This is a genomic window from Nitratireductor arenosus, from assembly GCF_009742725.1.
Classification (GTDB): Bacteria; Pseudomonadota; Alphaproteobacteria; order Rhizobiales; family Rhizobiaceae; genus Mangrovimarina; species Mangrovimarina arenosa.
The window spans coordinates 1-14532 of sequence record NZ_WPHG01000003.1 but is presented as its reverse complement, the minus strand read 5'-3'; the positions used below and the strand labels follow the sequence as shown (position 1 = coordinate 14532).

General features: G+C 60.9%; 17 protein-coding genes. 5 read left to right on the top strand and 12 right to left on the bottom strand.

The genetic code is table 11. The features are described from left to right. Nucleotides 1-6 precede the first annotated feature (6 nt). The 4 genes from GN330_RS12035 to GN330_RS12020 all read right to left on the bottom strand — a co-directional run bounded on the left by GN330_RS12035 (nucleotide 7) and on the right by GN330_RS12020 (nucleotide 1000). Nucleotides 7-168, bottom strand: a complete 162-nt coding sequence (locus tag GN330_RS12035; RefSeq protein WP_156712964.1) for a hypothetical protein — start codon at nucleotides 166-168, stop codon at nucleotides 7-9. Between the two features lie 21 nt (nucleotides 169-189). Further along, the gene (locus tag GN330_RS12030) at nucleotides 190-462 is read right to left on the bottom strand and encodes a type II toxin-antitoxin system RelE/ParE family toxin (RefSeq protein ID WP_156712963.1); all 273 of its coding nucleotides are present in this window, start codon (nucleotides 460-462) and stop codon (nucleotides 190-192) included. Then, the gene (locus GN330_RS12025) at nucleotides 452-661 is read right to left on the bottom strand and encodes a hypothetical protein (protein WP_156712962.1); all 210 of its coding nucleotides are present in this window, start codon (nucleotides 659-661) and stop codon (nucleotides 452-454) included. Before GN330_RS12025 ends, GN330_RS12030 begins: the two co-directional genes overlap by 11 nt. 117 nt (nucleotides 662-778) lie before the next feature. Next, on the bottom strand, nucleotides 779-1000 hold the full coding sequence (locus GN330_RS12020; RefSeq protein WP_156712961.1) for a hypothetical protein: 222 nt from the start codon (nucleotides 998-1000) through the stop codon (nucleotides 779-781). A gap of 324 nt (nucleotides 1001-1324) precedes the next feature. Between GN330_RS12020 and GN330_RS12015 the strand changes: the two genes are divergently transcribed. Both GN330_RS12015 and GN330_RS12010 read left to right on the top strand, forming a co-directional pair. Beyond that, entirely contained in the window at nucleotides 1325-1567 is a 243-nt protein-coding gene (locus GN330_RS12015) for a hypothetical protein (protein ID WP_156712960.1), read from the top strand. Next, on the top strand, nucleotides 1564-1920 hold the full coding sequence (locus GN330_RS12010; RefSeq protein ID WP_246188661.1) for a DUF3768 domain-containing protein: 357 nt from the start codon (nucleotides 1564-1566) through the stop codon (nucleotides 1918-1920). Before GN330_RS12015 ends, GN330_RS12010 begins: the two co-directional genes overlap by 4 nt. Nucleotides 1921-1973: 53 nt before the next feature. Here GN330_RS12010 and GN330_RS12005 read toward each other — a convergent pair whose 3' ends face one another. After that, nucleotides 1974-2540: a recombinase family protein gene (locus GN330_RS12005; protein WP_156712959.1), complete on the bottom strand. Its 567-nt coding sequence runs from the start codon at nucleotides 2538-2540 to the stop codon at nucleotides 1974-1976. A gap of 290 nt (nucleotides 2541-2830) precedes the next feature. Between GN330_RS12005 and GN330_RS12000 the strand changes: the two genes are divergently transcribed. The 3 genes from GN330_RS12000 (at nucleotide 2831) to GN330_RS11990 (ending at nucleotide 5078) form a co-directional block, all read left to right on the top strand. Further along, nucleotides 2831-3103 (top strand): hypothetical protein, encoded by a 273-nt coding sequence (locus GN330_RS12000; RefSeq protein WP_156712958.1) that lies wholly within the window; start codon nucleotides 2831-2833, stop codon nucleotides 3101-3103. Then, nucleotides 3100-3846 carry a hypothetical protein gene (locus GN330_RS11995; protein WP_156712957.1) on the top strand — a complete coding sequence of 249 codons (747 nt, stop codon included), beginning with the start codon at nucleotides 3100-3102 and terminating at the stop codon, nucleotides 3844-3846. Before GN330_RS12000 ends, GN330_RS11995 begins: the two co-directional genes overlap by 4 nt. Nucleotides 3847-4184: 338 nt before the next feature. Next, nucleotides 4185-5078: an ArdC family protein gene (locus GN330_RS11990; RefSeq protein ID WP_156712956.1), complete on the top strand. Its 894-nt coding sequence runs from the start codon at nucleotides 4185-4187 to the stop codon at nucleotides 5076-5078. 147 nt (nucleotides 5079-5225) lie between these two features. Here GN330_RS11990 and GN330_RS11985 read toward each other — a convergent pair whose 3' ends face one another. The 7 genes from GN330_RS11985 to mobC form a co-directional block, all read right to left on the bottom strand. After that, nucleotides 5226-6698, bottom strand: a complete 1473-nt coding sequence (locus GN330_RS11985; RefSeq protein WP_156712955.1) for a T6SS phospholipase effector Tle1-like catalytic domain-containing protein — start codon at nucleotides 6696-6698, stop codon at nucleotides 5226-5228. Nucleotides 6699-6933: 235 nt separating this feature from the next. Then, complete coding sequence (locus tag GN330_RS11980) at nucleotides 6934-7656, bottom strand: hypothetical protein (RefSeq protein WP_156712954.1); 723 nt, start codon at nucleotides 7654-7656, stop codon at nucleotides 6934-6936. Between the two features lie 2 nt (nucleotides 7657-7658). Continuing rightward, nucleotides 7659-9896: an anti-phage 6A-MBL system cap2_3 protein gene (gene cap2-3 / locus GN330_RS11975; protein WP_156712953.1), complete on the bottom strand. Its 2238-nt coding sequence runs from the start codon at nucleotides 9894-9896 to the stop codon at nucleotides 7659-7661. Between the two features lie 7 nt (nucleotides 9897-9903). Beyond that, entirely contained in the window at nucleotides 9904-11103 is a 1200-nt protein-coding gene (gene mblB / locus GN330_RS11970; RefSeq protein WP_156712952.1) for an anti-phage 6A-MBL system MBL-fold protein, read from the bottom strand. A gap of 762 nt (nucleotides 11104-11865) precedes the next feature. Next, entirely contained in the window at nucleotides 11866-12522 is a 657-nt protein-coding gene (locus GN330_RS11965; protein ID WP_156712951.1) for a DUF2726 domain-containing protein, read from the bottom strand. A gap of 79 nt (nucleotides 12523-12601) precedes the next feature. Next, a complete protein-coding gene (locus tag GN330_RS11960; RefSeq protein ID WP_156712950.1) occupies nucleotides 12602-13858 on the bottom strand; it encodes a relaxase/mobilization nuclease domain-containing protein in 1257 nt (418 codons plus the stop codon). Beyond that, nucleotides 13855-14259 (bottom strand): plasmid mobilization relaxosome protein MobC, encoded by a 405-nt coding sequence (gene mobC, locus GN330_RS11955; RefSeq protein ID WP_156713718.1) that lies wholly within the window; start codon nucleotides 14257-14259, stop codon nucleotides 13855-13857. The genes GN330_RS11960 and mobC overlap by 4 nt, the downstream gene beginning before the upstream one ends. Nucleotides 14260-14532: the final 273 nt, after the last annotated feature.

The following is a 14532-nucleotide window of genomic DNA, read 5'->3' as shown; positions in this document are numbered from 1 at the left end:
CCAAGTCTATCCGATCACGCCGAACCACCACAGGACGGTGCAAAACAGCGCCATGCCGAGCGCGCCGGCGACAAAGCCCTTCTTGCCGGGCGTCCAGTAAGGAATGGGCGGCAGCTCGCGAATGGACTGACCCTCAAAAAGAATCGGCGGCTTCTTGCGATCCGGCAACGAAACGGCTCCCCGACAGTGTCAGCGCGGGCGCGACTGCGCGCCATGGAAGACGCGGCCGATGGTAACGTGTCCACCCGCTTGCCGGTAGAGGATGATGTGCTTGCCGTGCACGAAAAGCTGTGTGCGACCTTCATAGACGCGGCCAATTCCGGGCTGGTCGGCGATCAGCTCGAAGACGGCGTCGAGTTCGCGCAAATATCGCTCGGCCTGTTTGTGGCCGAAAGTCTCGAAGGTGTAGCGGTAGATATCCTTGAGGTCGCGCTCCGCGCGCTGCGTCAGCCTATGGCGCATGCGAAAGATCGGCGCGCGCCTCCTTGATGATGTCGTCGATCGATTTTTGCGAGGCAGGGCTTTCAAAGCCTTCCTCAAGCGCCGCGCGCAGGACTTCGCGCTTTTCTTCGGACGAGAGCGCATCGAACCAGGCGCGCTGCGCCTCGGTCGGCGCGGCCCACGGGTAGATATCGATGCTGATAGTCTCGATGGAGCTCATACAACCAGTATAGGCGATTACGCCGGAAATCGCCAGAAGAATGCGCTTCGAGCCACCCAGTGGATTATGGAAAGTGTAATTATATCAGCATTTTGACGCATGCGGACGCGCCATCGGTCATTCAGCGGCATGAACCACGGTTGCGGCCTCGGTGCGCGCCTTGATACAGGCGCGGCGCTTTTGGTGGGACCAGCCCTCGCGCTCGAACATCTCGAACATCGCCGTCTGCTCAGCCGTCGGCGGGCTGTCCTCGATGGCCTGCAAATGCGCGGCGACGAGCCGGCGCTGCCTGGCCCCGGCAAGGTCCTTGTCCTGCTGCGTTTTTGACGTCTTGCTCATCTCTTCATTCTACCGGATTCACCCTCTCATTGCCAGAATTTCCGGCCCTGTGGGCTCAAACCCGCGCAGAGCTTGGCCCGACGGTGGCTTGGTGAAAGATGTCCGATCCCCTTACCGGCGCTGGCCACCCAGCCGGTTCGATGGCGGTTATTTCGGACCGGCGCCCGCCGTTCAATGGCCTGCCCGCTCCACCCCTCCCGCCTGCGGCCCGAAGCCTTGGCGGAGGGCCGTGTTGACCATGACCGCCGGCCTTGTGACCGGCCCGATCTCTCCCGCGCATCGGCTGGATGGTCCAGCCGCCAAACCAAGCAAAGGAGACATCCTATGGAACACAAACCCACCAATGACAGGCCGCTCTTCCGCGTGACCTTCTCGCGCATCGAGCAGGACAGGGACGGCAACGATATCGTCACCCGGCCCAAGGAGATTGGCGCCATCTGGCCGCGCAAGAACGGCAAGCAGGGCGGCATCCTCTCATTCGCCCATATCCCGGTCGAACTCGCACAGCGCAAGGGCGTCATCTTCGTCCTGCCGGTCGATCAGGCCGACAACGGGGGCTCATTATGAGCCCCCGCCTTACGCTCGCAGAGCAGAACGACCGCTTCCGCTCTGTGATGCAGATCCCCCAGTTCGAGGCAAGCGAGCTTAAGGGCAGGCACCTGATCACGCGCGGCGTCGCCGCGCTGCCTCCTGTGGCGCAGATAGAGATCATCGCCAAGGTGCGGGATTTCAACGTCTTCACTGAGGAAAACGATCCCTACGGCGAGCATGATTTCGGGGCAATCGAGCACGAAGGCGTCGGAACCATCTTCTGGAAGATCGACTATTACGATCTCGACTACGAGATGGGCAGTCCCGATCCGTCCGACCCGAGTGTCACACGCCGCGTGCTCACCATCATGCTAGCCTCGGAGTATTGATCAGGCTGACTATCAACCGAAACCGGCGCGGCAACGCGCCGGTTTTCTTGCTGCTAAAGGAGCGTATCCACCACACCGCGCTTCAACGCCCGTGAAAGTGTCCAGGCATAGACGTCAAGATCATCGGCAACCGCTGCGAGGGTCTCGCCGCCATCGACCCGTTCGCGTGCTTCACTCAATTGCCGCTCGGATAAGAGGGGCGGGCGCCCGATGCGCTTGCCGCGGGCGCGGGCGGCGGCGATGCCTTCCTTGGTGCGCTGGATCAGAACATCGCGCTCGAATTCGGCGACCGCGCTCATCAGCGTGAAGGTCAGCTTGCCGTGCGGCGTCGCCGTATCGAGATTGAGATCGGCAATGTGAAATTGCACCCCGCCGCTTTGCAGGGAATGCAACTCATTCAGCGCATCGCGCGCCGAGCGAAACGCCCGGTCCAGCGACCACACGACCAGGGTGTCACCAGGCCCCAAGCGGGCAACCACCGTCTCATAGACAGGCCGCCGCCGGGCAACGGCGGAGAGCGTCTCGATATGCAGTTCGTCGGAGATCCGTTTCAGTCCGTCAATCTGGCGGTCGGGCCGCTGCTCGGCGGTCGACACGCGGATGTAGGCAATGCGCTTCATAATCGTTTTGTTTCAATGGCTTAAGTTTCTTTCACATGGCCACACTATTGACCCTTTATGTGCCGTCCTTCCCCGGACAGCGTTCGTGTTGATCCCGACCCGCCGTACCGGCGGAATTCCTGTCTTTCAGAATATTTTACCAAATCCGAAGCCCACACTTCAAATATCCACCAAACCGGTCGGATATGAGGGCGATTTCGAGAACAGGTTTCTCAAGGAATGGAGCGGCAGCAATCGCCGTTTGCCTGGCAGCGGGCATATGTTCGCCCACGGCGTTGGCCGATACGCCGATGACCGCGGGCGTCGTCATGGAGAAGATGAAACCCAAGGAACTCTACTCCTATGTCTACGGCATCGTGGAAGGCATGGCCTATGCACGGTTCCGAAAAGACACCGTTGCGGCGGGCGCCAAGACTGAAACCGGAATGACCTGCATCTACAATTGGTTCTTCTCCGGGAACGGCAAGTCATACGCGGATATTACGGCAGCGTTCCGCAAATACCCCGAACACGGCCCACCGGTCATCGTCGCCGCGCTCATTAAAAAGAAGTGCGGTGAATGATGGTTGTCTCGCCTCCCATCGATCTCCGACGTTCGTTCCGTCAAAGCAGCGGCGAGGCTTATCGCCTTGCCGCTCGTCAACACCAACTGGCGGAGAAAGAACGCCGCGAGCGCAAGGAGCAGATGGAGGGCGAGGCTGCCGAGTTCATGGACTTCGCCATGGCGATGATCACCATCGACGAGGCCAATGAGTTCCGCATTGAGCTCGACACCTACGATGCCGCCACCATCGCGGCCTTGCAGGAAAACGAACGCCAGCTGATCCACACCCGCGAGGAGATGGACCGGCTATTGGCCAAGGCGCATGTGCTCCCGGATGGCCGCCGCGTCTTCAAGACCGACGATGGCCTGCGCGTCTTCGACGAGCACGGCGAAGAACTCTTTGGTGACGTGATTGCACCAGGGGAAATCGATGACAGACGGCCCCGCTGGGAAAAGTTCGAGACGCAGTGGCAACGGCTCGAATCGCTGGAGCACGAACGCACTGACATTCTCGACTATCAGCAAAAGCTCGACGACGCGCGCGAGCGGCTGGACGAGGGCAACCTGACCCGCGGCGAGTACGAGCAGTTACGCGAAGGCCTTAAGGCCGATATGCCCGGCGCCGTCCGCGCTCAGATTCCCGACCTTGCGCGAGACCATGACGCGGAAGCAGCACCCGACTCCGTCACCGCAGATATCGACCTCGACATCTCCGAGGACATGATGCCGTCGACAGCACCAACCGGACCGACGCCCGGATAGCCGTTGCTCAGCAGCAGGGGTCGAAAGCTCCCTGAGCTTGTCCCGTTCCGCGCATCTCAGGCTAATGCCTGGACCGCTCGACCCGGTCTGATCACCTCAGGTCGTTACCTGCTTTCGGGCACTCCTCCTTTCGGACATGTACGGGGCCGCATCCCGGCGGCCTTGATTTCGGCTGTCCTGGCAGGGGCCTTCCGCACCCTTGCAACGGGATGCCCCGTCTTTCCGCTTCGCCCGCCCCGGCGCGTGCCGCTTGGGGTGCAAGGGCGCTCCTCCCTGCCTCTTCGGACGCCATCAGGCCGCGATGGTCGCGGCGCTCAGATCGGCGAAAGGAGAAAGCCATGCCCCGCAATCAGAAACTCGATGTCCACCAGGAGATCACTAACCGGATCGTCGACGCGATCGAAACCGCCGGCGAGTTCCGCCTGCCCTGGATCAGGGACATGGGCGGATCGATGAAACGCCCGGCCAATATCGCATCGGGCAATCCCTACAATGGCGTCAACATCGTCTCGCTTTGGATATCGGCGCTTGCCTCCGATTATCCCTCGCATCTCTGGGGCACCTACCGGCAATGGCAGCAGCGCGGCTGCCAGGTTCGCAAGGGCGAAAAGTCCTCGTTGGTCGTGTTCTACAAGACGTTCGAGATCGAGGAGACGAATGAGGTTACGAGCGAGGGCGGAACGACCGAACGACTTATTGCTCGGGCCAGTCACGTCTTCAACGCCGCGCAGGTCGAAGACTTCGAGCTCGAACCCGCGCCCGATCTGCCGGACGAACCGGCTTTCGATCCGATCGCCCGCGCCGAAGCATTTGCACGAGCCACCGGCGCCGTGATCGAGGAGAGCGGTGATCGCGCCTATTACATCCCTTCAGCCGATGTCATCCGCATGCCGGACCGCAACCGCTTCACCGGTACTGACACAACGACGCCCGCCGAAGGTTTCTATTCGACTCTATGTCATGAACTCACCCATTGGTCGGGCGCAAAATCCCGGCTCGCCCGCGATCTCACCGGCCGGTTCGGTTCCAACAGCTACGCCATGGAGGAATTGGTCGCCGAGCTCGGGGCAGCCTTCCTCTGCAGCGAGCTTGCCATCACACCCGAGCCGCGTGCCGATCACGCATCCTACATCGCGAGTTGGTTGAAGGTCCTCAAAACCGACAAGCGCGCAGTGTTCACCGCTGCGTCCAAAGCCAGCGAAGCCACAAACTGGCTGATGGCGCACAAATAGGGAAGGACCGCCGGATCGTCGCAGACCAGCAAGGTGCCCGCATGGCTGGAATGGGGCCGCTTGCTGCCGGTCCGTTTTTGACCGCCTAAGCTGCCGTCCGGGTAGGAACCCGCCGTACATGGATCTCTTCGCAGCTGGAGGCATCCCTTAGCTAGGATTGTGAGCCTCTAGGTCTTCGCTGTAGAACTTGGCCACTTGGGAATGGTTGTGCAGGTTGGAGGGGCGGTAGGCCTTTACTTCCCCCATCTGCGGAACGGCGTCAGCTTCAAAGCGTGCCTTGACCGAAGGATGCAGCGTCACCTGGTTCTCAATGTTCCGCACCTGCGTGGTCCACGTCAAGCGATCGCGGGTCAACCAACGAAGCAGCGCAGGTTGGCTGCCCAACACGCCTTCGCGTTCGTCATGCTGGAGCCCGAGGGGATCGGGCGAGGTGACGAGCATTTCCGCTCTTATCTGAATTTCTGGGATCGCTGTTTTCAGCTCGTCTATCATCCATTGGAGTGCGATGTCGGAAAGCCGCGATTCTTCCTCAGGATAGCTTCCGCCGATATCGGAGTGATTGCCAGCGAACCACACCTGCTTCATCCAATCGTGATTGCCCCGCTTGTTGTTCCAATCGACATCAACGCTCCGGCCCCAAGACACACGAGGGAACTTCCGGCGTGCCTCATCGATCGCGAGCGCATGGCGCAGAAAGCGAACCTCGCGGTCGACATAGCGGTCGTAATTCTTTCCCGACCACCATGCGAGGTGTCCATGCCGCGCGATCGCGATCCAGTCGAATGGGTTCCAGAGCTGCACGCGTCGATCTGGGTCTTTGAAGAAGTATTTCACTTGCCCAGCCATCACTACGATCGTCCAGTATGCGGCCGCCAACGGAACCAGTGCAAACAACGCTGTAATCCACCACGATGCCACGGTTGAAATCCACCAAGTCAACAGAATGAGCAGAAAGAAGCCGACGGCAGCTAAGAGTGTAGCCTGTCGACTACCAAGTGCCGCCACCGTGTCGAATACGCCGATGAAGGTGGGCTGAACGTTGCCTTGCGGTTCGCCGTCCGCGCCAACGCCCTCAGAGCCGTATCTGGCTCGAAAGCGCCTAGCCTTTTCTTCGCGCTCTTCCTCATAGAGCGACCGCTTGGAACCAGCTCCGTGATTGTAAACGTACCGGACAGCGTCCGAAGCTATCTTGCGCAGTTTTGGCCCATAGCGCGACACGGGTCCCCCGTCGACTCCTTTAGCTGGTACGCCACAGAGGTTCAGGACGTTCGCTAGCGAGCGGACGGTGTAAGCTCCTCGACTGAAGCCGAAGAGGCAGATTTTGTCGCCGGGCTGGTAGTTGGCAATGATCGCCGCGTAGCAATCTATGACATTTTGATCGATACCCGTCCCCACTGCGGCAGAAAGCGTATTCCTAATTCTGCGGAAGCTGAGTCCATCGGTTTCACCGGCTCCTAGACCAGGGTCGTAGAAGGCGACTTGCTGGTGCGGCCTGATTGGAGAGTCTGGGCCGGGCCGCATCGCACGATACATTTTGTAGACGTTCGATAGCCGCTGGTCAGGACGAAGTCCTCCGACCTGACCGGTCCCATCGGAGAAGATCAAAAGCAACTTTGCCAATGCCGCGCCCTCCTAGTCGAAACTTGTCGAATCGCAATGCGTCGAGCGTCATTACAACACTACTTGCATACCTCAAGGTATCCAATAATCTAGGCGTTCTCTTCTGTGAGTTGCGCCAGCGATTGCTCCAGCGCCCTCTGCCATCTCACGGGCCGCAAGCAGGTTGTGGGGTTCTGGTGCTGTAGCTCTATGTCCAGCCGTTTGCTGGTGGCTATGCCATGCAATCAGCTACGCGCTAAGTTCGTTTCATCAGGGCTTCCGTGCTAAGCACCAACTGGCGCGCATAGATTGCAGATGCGTCAAGCATCGCCTTCCTGGTTACGCCGAGCACGAAGTAGCCGAAGTGGATAGCGGCCAACCCGCCAAGGGCCACCAGCTTGCCGTTGCTAAGGGACGCGAAGGCCGGCTGGTAGTGGACGATAGCCGCTGCCACGCCCAGTGACAGTAGGTTGAGCAGGATGCCGATCGGCTTCAGGCCAAGCAAATTGCGATAATAACCGTAGCTGATGTTCTCATTGAACAGCAGCTTGAACGCCTCGGTATCGCGGGTGTTCTCGCGAAGCCATACGTAAGCCTGGTCGTAAAATGCCTGGGCGTCGCGCGGTCGCTCTTGCTCGTCGTGGGCCGTGGGAGCCGGAAGCCCCAGCTGTGCGGCTAGGTAGTCGCGGTAGCGGCCCTTCTGTGACGCGGGGAAAGTGCTGTCGGCGTGCGTCAACTCGGGATTGCGCGGCCGGCCGTCGGTGTCCGAGAATATCTCGCGCTCTTTGGCACGGCCGAAGCGGCGGGCTAGGTTGGCTGCGGCGAAGAACAGCACCATCACCGCCACCGCGCCAACGGCTTCCGGCAGGCCAGGATCGACCCAACTCGCACACAGCAGGCAGAGGATTACCACTGGCGCCACGGTAAGGATGGCCGGAAACAGGCGCGCCTTCAGGGAGTAGGTGTCGAAGAAGTCCATAGTTAGGCCCCGTTCGTACCGGTGATAGCAAGGAATCGCTTGGGCGTGCAGATCAGCAGCACCGCGGGCGGTGGCCGCTCCTCCGCGAGGGCCTTGGCGGTCTGCCAGTCGAGGGCCGACGCACCCTGGTCGGCGAGGTGGCTGTGCCATGTACCGACGTCGAAAAGGCTGCCCCCGCTCTCCCGGTAGCGCTGGCTGACGAGCTTCTTCATACCCTTGGTGCCCAGCACAAACAGGGCCGCGCCGCGCTTGCTGTCTTCCGGTGCCGGCAGGATATCGACGACCGTGATCGCGCGAAGCCGCGAGTTACAGGTGCCGACCAGCAGGCCGCCGGCCTCGACCGCGGGGTAGGCAGCGATTTCGTCACGGATCCGGCGAACGACATCGTCGGCGATGTCGAGGTTCCAGTTACCGCCGTCAACCTTGACGCGATGGAAGGCCGGAACGTCCATCCTCCTCCAACTTGTCGTCAACCCGGTACGGTCCCTGACACCGATGGCGACCTGGCCCGTGGCGGTCGGTGCCATACGTGCAAGCTCTTCGGTCGCCATGGCCGTCATGGCGGAGAGCCGCGCATCTGTCATCGGCATGGTCAGCGATCCACAGCCCTCGCCGATCTGCACTTGGGTCAGGCCCGTGTCCGGATCGAACAGGAGCTGCCGCTCCCGCTTCGTCACGGTCGCATAGAGACTGGCTTCAAGTTGTGAGAGGGATGGATTGCCGCCAGGACCCTCCGCGAACACGAACGCGCCATCGCCGCGGCCGAAGAGAGCAACTTCGGCCACCTTAGCCTTGGTCTTGCCAGCAGCGCATGCCGACAGCGCCTCGCGGACCAACCGGGAGGCGGTGGTGTTGACCAGCAGGCCGGTCGCGTCGGGGATGATCCTGCGCAGGTCGGTGGGGTTGCCGAGTGCCGCAATGACATTGTCGATATGCGGTGACGGGGCCGCGCCGAGTGTGCCGAGTTCGGCGGCGAGCTCGGAGGCCTTAAACATCGGAACGGGGTTCCGGGCCAGCGCGTGGCGGGCCATGTTGTGAGGACTCAGCAGTCCATTGTCCGTTACGGCCAAGATGTGCGCGCCGCTGCGGGCGAGATGCATGGCTAGCTTGGATCCGACGCTGCCGCAGCCGACGATGCTAGTGGCAGGAAGTTCTGGGGCGCCGCTGACGTTTCTGAAGAGGGTCGGGGTTGGCATGTCGATCTGCTTCGCCACGAAGACAGGACTGTCCTTGGTCAAAGCTGGAGGCTGCTTTGCCGCCTTCGGACGGTGATACCTGAACCAATAGGCGAGGAGCTCGATGCTCGAAGTACGTCCCATCAGGCGGAACGGCCGGCGCACGCAGAGAATCACGACGACCGGGATCGACTCCTCCGTCCATTTGTCCGCGAAACGGTTTTCGAGACCTGTCACGAGCTGCCGGAACTGGTCCCCCATGCCATAGGCCTCGGCCCTTGCCTCGAGTTGCCCAATGTCAGCGACATCGTCAGGAAGAATGTCCCTGCTAACTGCCTTCTCGTTCGGCCAGAGCACGGCGGTTATGGTAGTGCCGGGTTGATCGGCAAGCTCGTAGGTGAACGGGAAGGTCGTGAGGTTGCCCTTCTTCGGAGCTATTGCGCGCGAGGCCCAGACGCCAAGGATGTTCTCACCATCGATCTGGAAGAGCCGCTTGACGTAGTTCGATCGCAGCCAAACATCGCCGGCGTCCTTGCCGATGTGCTTGGCAAGGATGTCCTCCCGGTCAAAAACGACCCGGTGAAATGCGAGTTCGCGATTAATTGGCTCCCAGCCGTGTTCATCATCTGCAAGCCGACCGATTGCCGCCCGCTTGAACCAGAGGCACATCTGGTCGACGATCGCCATGATACCTGCGTCTACGAGGTCATGCTGAGCGAAGAACTCATCGGGGGAACCGTCGACAAGGCACGGCACAGGCCGTGCCTTGCCGTCACCCGGCGCGAGGTGCGGCATCGCCGGGGGGAAATCATGCCTGAGCCGGAATGCAGGGCAGCGGCGCGGATAATCGCCGCGCAAGACAACCTCGACGGGTTCGACCGCTTGCACGCCCGTGTTGCTCTGCCCAGCCAGTCGCGCCGCGTTAGGGAGCTCAACAGCAAGCTCCAGTGCCAGGACCGCCGCAGTGTCGGCAACGCCGGTGATTCCGGCGGTGACGACATACGGATATTGGGAGACAACACGCAGGAAATGTTCTGCGTGTCGCTGCATGTCAGCCTTTGCCACGGCCGTCTTACCTGCGACCCCGCGCCCCGTGGCCCCGTGCCACCGTAGGAATCGCTGAGATGCCGATCGTCGCCGCCACCTTCTTGGCAGCTACCCGGTGACTGAACGCGGGCCCGGCATGTGTGATCGAAAACTCGATTGGCCGCGAGTGCTTCTCCCAGTATTCCTCGGTGCAGGTGAACCGGTCGGATGCCGTCATCGATACATACTCGCGCTTGGCGCGCTCGTGCGGCGGGTTCGGCTCCTCCTTCTTGATGGGATTGCAGCTGGCGACGATGTGGGCGCCATCGCGCGTCTGCGACAGGGCGTTACGCGCGTCCTTCGAGACCTTCACATCCTCGCCCATTTCCGACCAGCGATCATGGCTGAGGGTACGCCACGAACAATGGTGAGGGGTTTCCATGACGTCGTAGCTGAACCAGTCTTCGTTCTTGCCCTTGTGGCGCCGCCACAGGCGGTCCCAGATTTCGACTCCCGCGTCGCCACCCGAAAGGAAGCGGCAGGCGTCCTTCTTGCCGTCGGCGTTAATGGAGAACCTGAGAATGACGGAGGAGTTGTTCTTCGACAGCAGCTCGATGAGCTTATCCGCATCCTCCTGGTCCGGATCCACGTAGATCGGGGCGAGGAGCCGCGCTTCGAACTGCCCGGCTTCCTCGCGGTTGGCAGCGGTGACCAGCTCGTCCTGGAGCTTTACGATCTCCATTATACCGTCGGTCTTACCGTCGCGGTCCTTGCCGAGGATGAGGATGCGGTCGCCGTCGCCGGTCCCCTCGAGGCCTTCCTTTCGGAAGAGCGCGACGCGGCGGCGTGCTTCCTTTGCCCAGGCCTTGGCGTCATCGCCCAGCTTGTGCTGGGAGCTGGCGCGGCGGAAAATGATCGGCGAGGACCACATCTCCCGGATGAGGATGCGGTCTTCGCCGTCGTCGTCCGGGTACTCGTCCGGCGGTCCGAGATGGAAGTGGTTGCGCAGGCCGCTGACGTGGTCGACGTCCGGATGCGAGATAAGGAAGGCGTCCACGTAGGGACGGTCATCATCATCGCGCGGCAGCCTGTCCTTCAGGTCCTGGGCGACATCGTGGACATCCTCGTCCTCACCGTCTGCAGCGGCGCGGATGTTGACGTCGATGAGAATGTTCTGGCCATTGTCGAGGGTAATAAGTGCCATGTCCCCGTTACCCACGGGGTAAAAAGATAGCTTAGCAGACATTTGACGCGGTCCTGTGCTTGCCCGCGCGGCCGTCTTGGGAGGACCTAACCGGTGCGAGCTTTTGAGGCCCAGCTTGTCATGGGGCCTCTGCGCACTAGATCGGACTTGTTGAAGGTCTCGGGCTAGTGGTCAGCTCCGAGCGACAGCGACTGGGCAATACCGCAGCTCGAAACAAACGAAGGCAGTCGGCGCAATGTGCCGGCTGCCTTTGTTACTGGCATAGCTCGAGTTTGATGTAAATATCTGAAATGGCGTGCGTACACTTAAAATATCGCGGAAATCTGAAAAGTCAACAGTTAATTGGTCTGCATTGCTGACATAATGTCGCGGCTGGGTTTGAAGATAGGAACGTAGATAGCGGTGCGCAAGTAGTTGCTACCCTAGGTATTGCCGAAACTTCGCCGTTCGGAGGCTTGGCGTGGAGACTACAACGAGCAGCAGCCACACGGCGCGATCGGGAACAAGGTCCCGGCCGCGCTTATGAAATCGGCACACGCAGCCAGCCCGTCTTGCTGATCAAGGCCGGAAAACTCTAGCGCCTGCCGAGGGCGCATCGGGTAGCAGACCAATCCTGGGAGCAGGCTAACCTCAAAGCGAGGACAATACAGGAGAGCAGGTCAGAGTGTCCCAACTGCGACAAGAGTCTAATGACGAGGAAGGGCTCAAATCCGCCGTTGGTAGCTCGACCGCTGGACGACCAAGCCGAGGGCGCAAAGCTGCCGCGCGAGGCGACCGATTGTGTGGCGTCGTCACGGACGCGATCTAAGCCGAAAGGCGAGCGCCCGCCGCGCTAGCGTGGGTGAGAGTCTTCGGCTTGTCCACGAGGCGTTCAACGAGACGCCTCAGCTCTGAGGGCGTGGTTTGGCCAGCAACGACTTCGTGATAGCCGATGCCGGCGCGGCGCAGAGCTTCTTTCTTGACTGCATCACGTGCAGCAGCCGTTCCCCGATGATGTCCGGTCCCCTGATACTCGACGGCGTGGCGTGGCCGGCAATGTTCGTCGACCAGCAAAAGATCGACGCGCTTGGAATTGATGCAGCTGAACGCCTTCGAATTGCGGCACCGGAGAATTTCGCCCAGCGAGACCTGCGCCATCACTTGCCATGATGGATTGCAGCTTAGCACCATCTGGTCGAGTTCCTTGAATACACGCGCCTCGCTTTTGTTGAGGATCGGTTGAACCGAGAACTCGGCTTCCATCACGATCCTGAGCTGGTCTGCCGCGTCGAGCGGTCCGGCGCCACGGCCATCGTTGGTGAATTTCGTGCCATCCCGTCGCGATCCGTTTTGCTCCCGCCATTTGCGGCGGGCTGCGCTCGCACGCAAACGCTCCGCGGCCACACCAAGAAAGGCGCCGCCTAGGAAGATGACGAGCGGGAAAACGGAGTTGTCGACCAATGCGATAAGTTCGATGGGCATGATCGGCCAAAATAGCCGGAAAGTGCATAGAAGGCGCTAATCACGATGAAGCAATTGTATCTACTCGTTCGCTGCCAAGTCATGGCTCAATGCTTCTTCGGCGCTCGGGACAAATCGAGCGAACGCGCCGGCGACTGTGCTTGCCTGGCTCATCGTGCCGCAAACGCGTCACCTCCTTCGTATGGCGCATCCGTTCTTTCTTGATTTCTTGCTGAAGCCTTCGTCTTTCGCGCAGCTGGCGTTCTATGAGTGCTTGCTTTTCATTGTTGTCACGGACTTTGGCATCGGCGACTTCTGCCTCGTTCTGCTCGCGCAGTCTGGCGTGCTGGCCGGTGATACGATCCCATAGTCCGCGCAGGCCGCGTCGGAACCGGTCGCTGCGGGCTTTGGCCTCGCGGTTCCAGCGCTCATCATGCAGGGTTTGTAGTTTTCTGCGTTCAGCCCTGTGCCGCTCGACCATAACGAGACGTTCGGCTTCCAGCTGCTGGGCTGCCCGGGCGAAGTCCTCGGATATTTCCCGCTCGAATGCGGAGAGTTTCTGGCTTACCAGGCCTTTGATCTGTTCGCGGGCTTCGGTGACGGATGGCAGGGGCGTTGCATCGTTCCCCATCCGATTGACAACGTCCTTGGATCGGATGCCAACCCAGCGGGCGACGGCATAGACCTGACCATCCAGATCGAGGGCGACCACGCCGCGGCGGTCACCGCGTGCGAGGTAATAGCCGCGCTGTTCCATAGCGCTGCGAAAGGCTTTGCCGGAATCAGAGGCTGCCCAGCATTGCTGGAACGCTTCCTTGACGACGCGCGGATCAGTGCCGGCACGTTTGGCTTGGAACCATTCCTTGCGATCGAAACTGAGTGGGCTGCGTAAGGCCGGGTCGATCATGCCGTCCGGCATCCGCCAGTCATGGTCCCGGTAGAGCTGCCTTGAGACATCCATCAGCTTGAGCTTGAAGTGGGGGAGATCGATCGCCGTCATGCTTTCGGCATCGATCCGCGACCACACGCAGTGAGCATGACGCCGGCCTTCCTTTTCATGGAAAAGGATCACGCGCGGCTGGTCGACAAGCCCGAGTTTCTTTTCGATTGACGCAACCGCATTCTCGAAAACGGAAACAGGCACCTCTTCCGTCTCGGGCGGGTTTAGCGCCAGCGAGAACAGAAACTTCCGGCAGCGTGTGCCCTTGCTGATGGCTTCGGCTTCCTTGAGCGCATCGATCACACGGTCGGCGACAAAGCCCCTGATCTCGTGAACCTCGACATGCTCGTTCTCGGCCTTGAGCAGATGCCGGCCGAGATCCCAGGCACCGCCGCGTTTGCTGCCTTTGAGAATCATGCCCCATCTCCACCGGAAAGCCCCAGAGCCTTCATCAGCTCCGAGCGCATGACGCTCACCGAGCGGCAGGCTTCACAAAGATCGGCCTCGGTCTCCTCATTGACCGGCAGCACGCCGATATTCACGGCCTTGGCAAGCTGGTTCAGATTATTGGCGATCCGTGTTTGGCCCAGTGCGGCAAGAACCCGCCCCAGCGCTTCGTGATCCTTGACCGGGTTGCGCCAGCGCACCCGTTCTGACGCCACGCCGTCGCCCAGCACACGGTCCCGGATATAGGCGCCCACCGGCAGACAGCCCGCGCGGTGCAGCAGAAGGGCTTTTTCGGCGTCGGTAAGGCGAATGGAAAACGGCCTGGTTTCGGGCTTCTTCCTCCCGGAATTACCCGATGAATCCTGTGACATGGCGGCCACCCCGTCACGGCTGCGGGGGCCGTGGTCTGGCCAGCGATGTGTGTTTCAGGACTTGCTCCCAGTCCTCCAATTCTGCGAAAATCTGGTTCGACGTCTCTCCTGTAAGGCGCGCCAGATTTTTCAATAGGTTAGCAGAAATAGTGACCTGAGCCCCGACTTCCCTCCAGCGTAAGGGAGAGTCCGAGGGTTTCGTTTGTGGCCTCATGCGGCCTGTTTTTCCAGCCTGATCTTCATGGCGAACTCGACCGGCGGGACGTTGCCGAG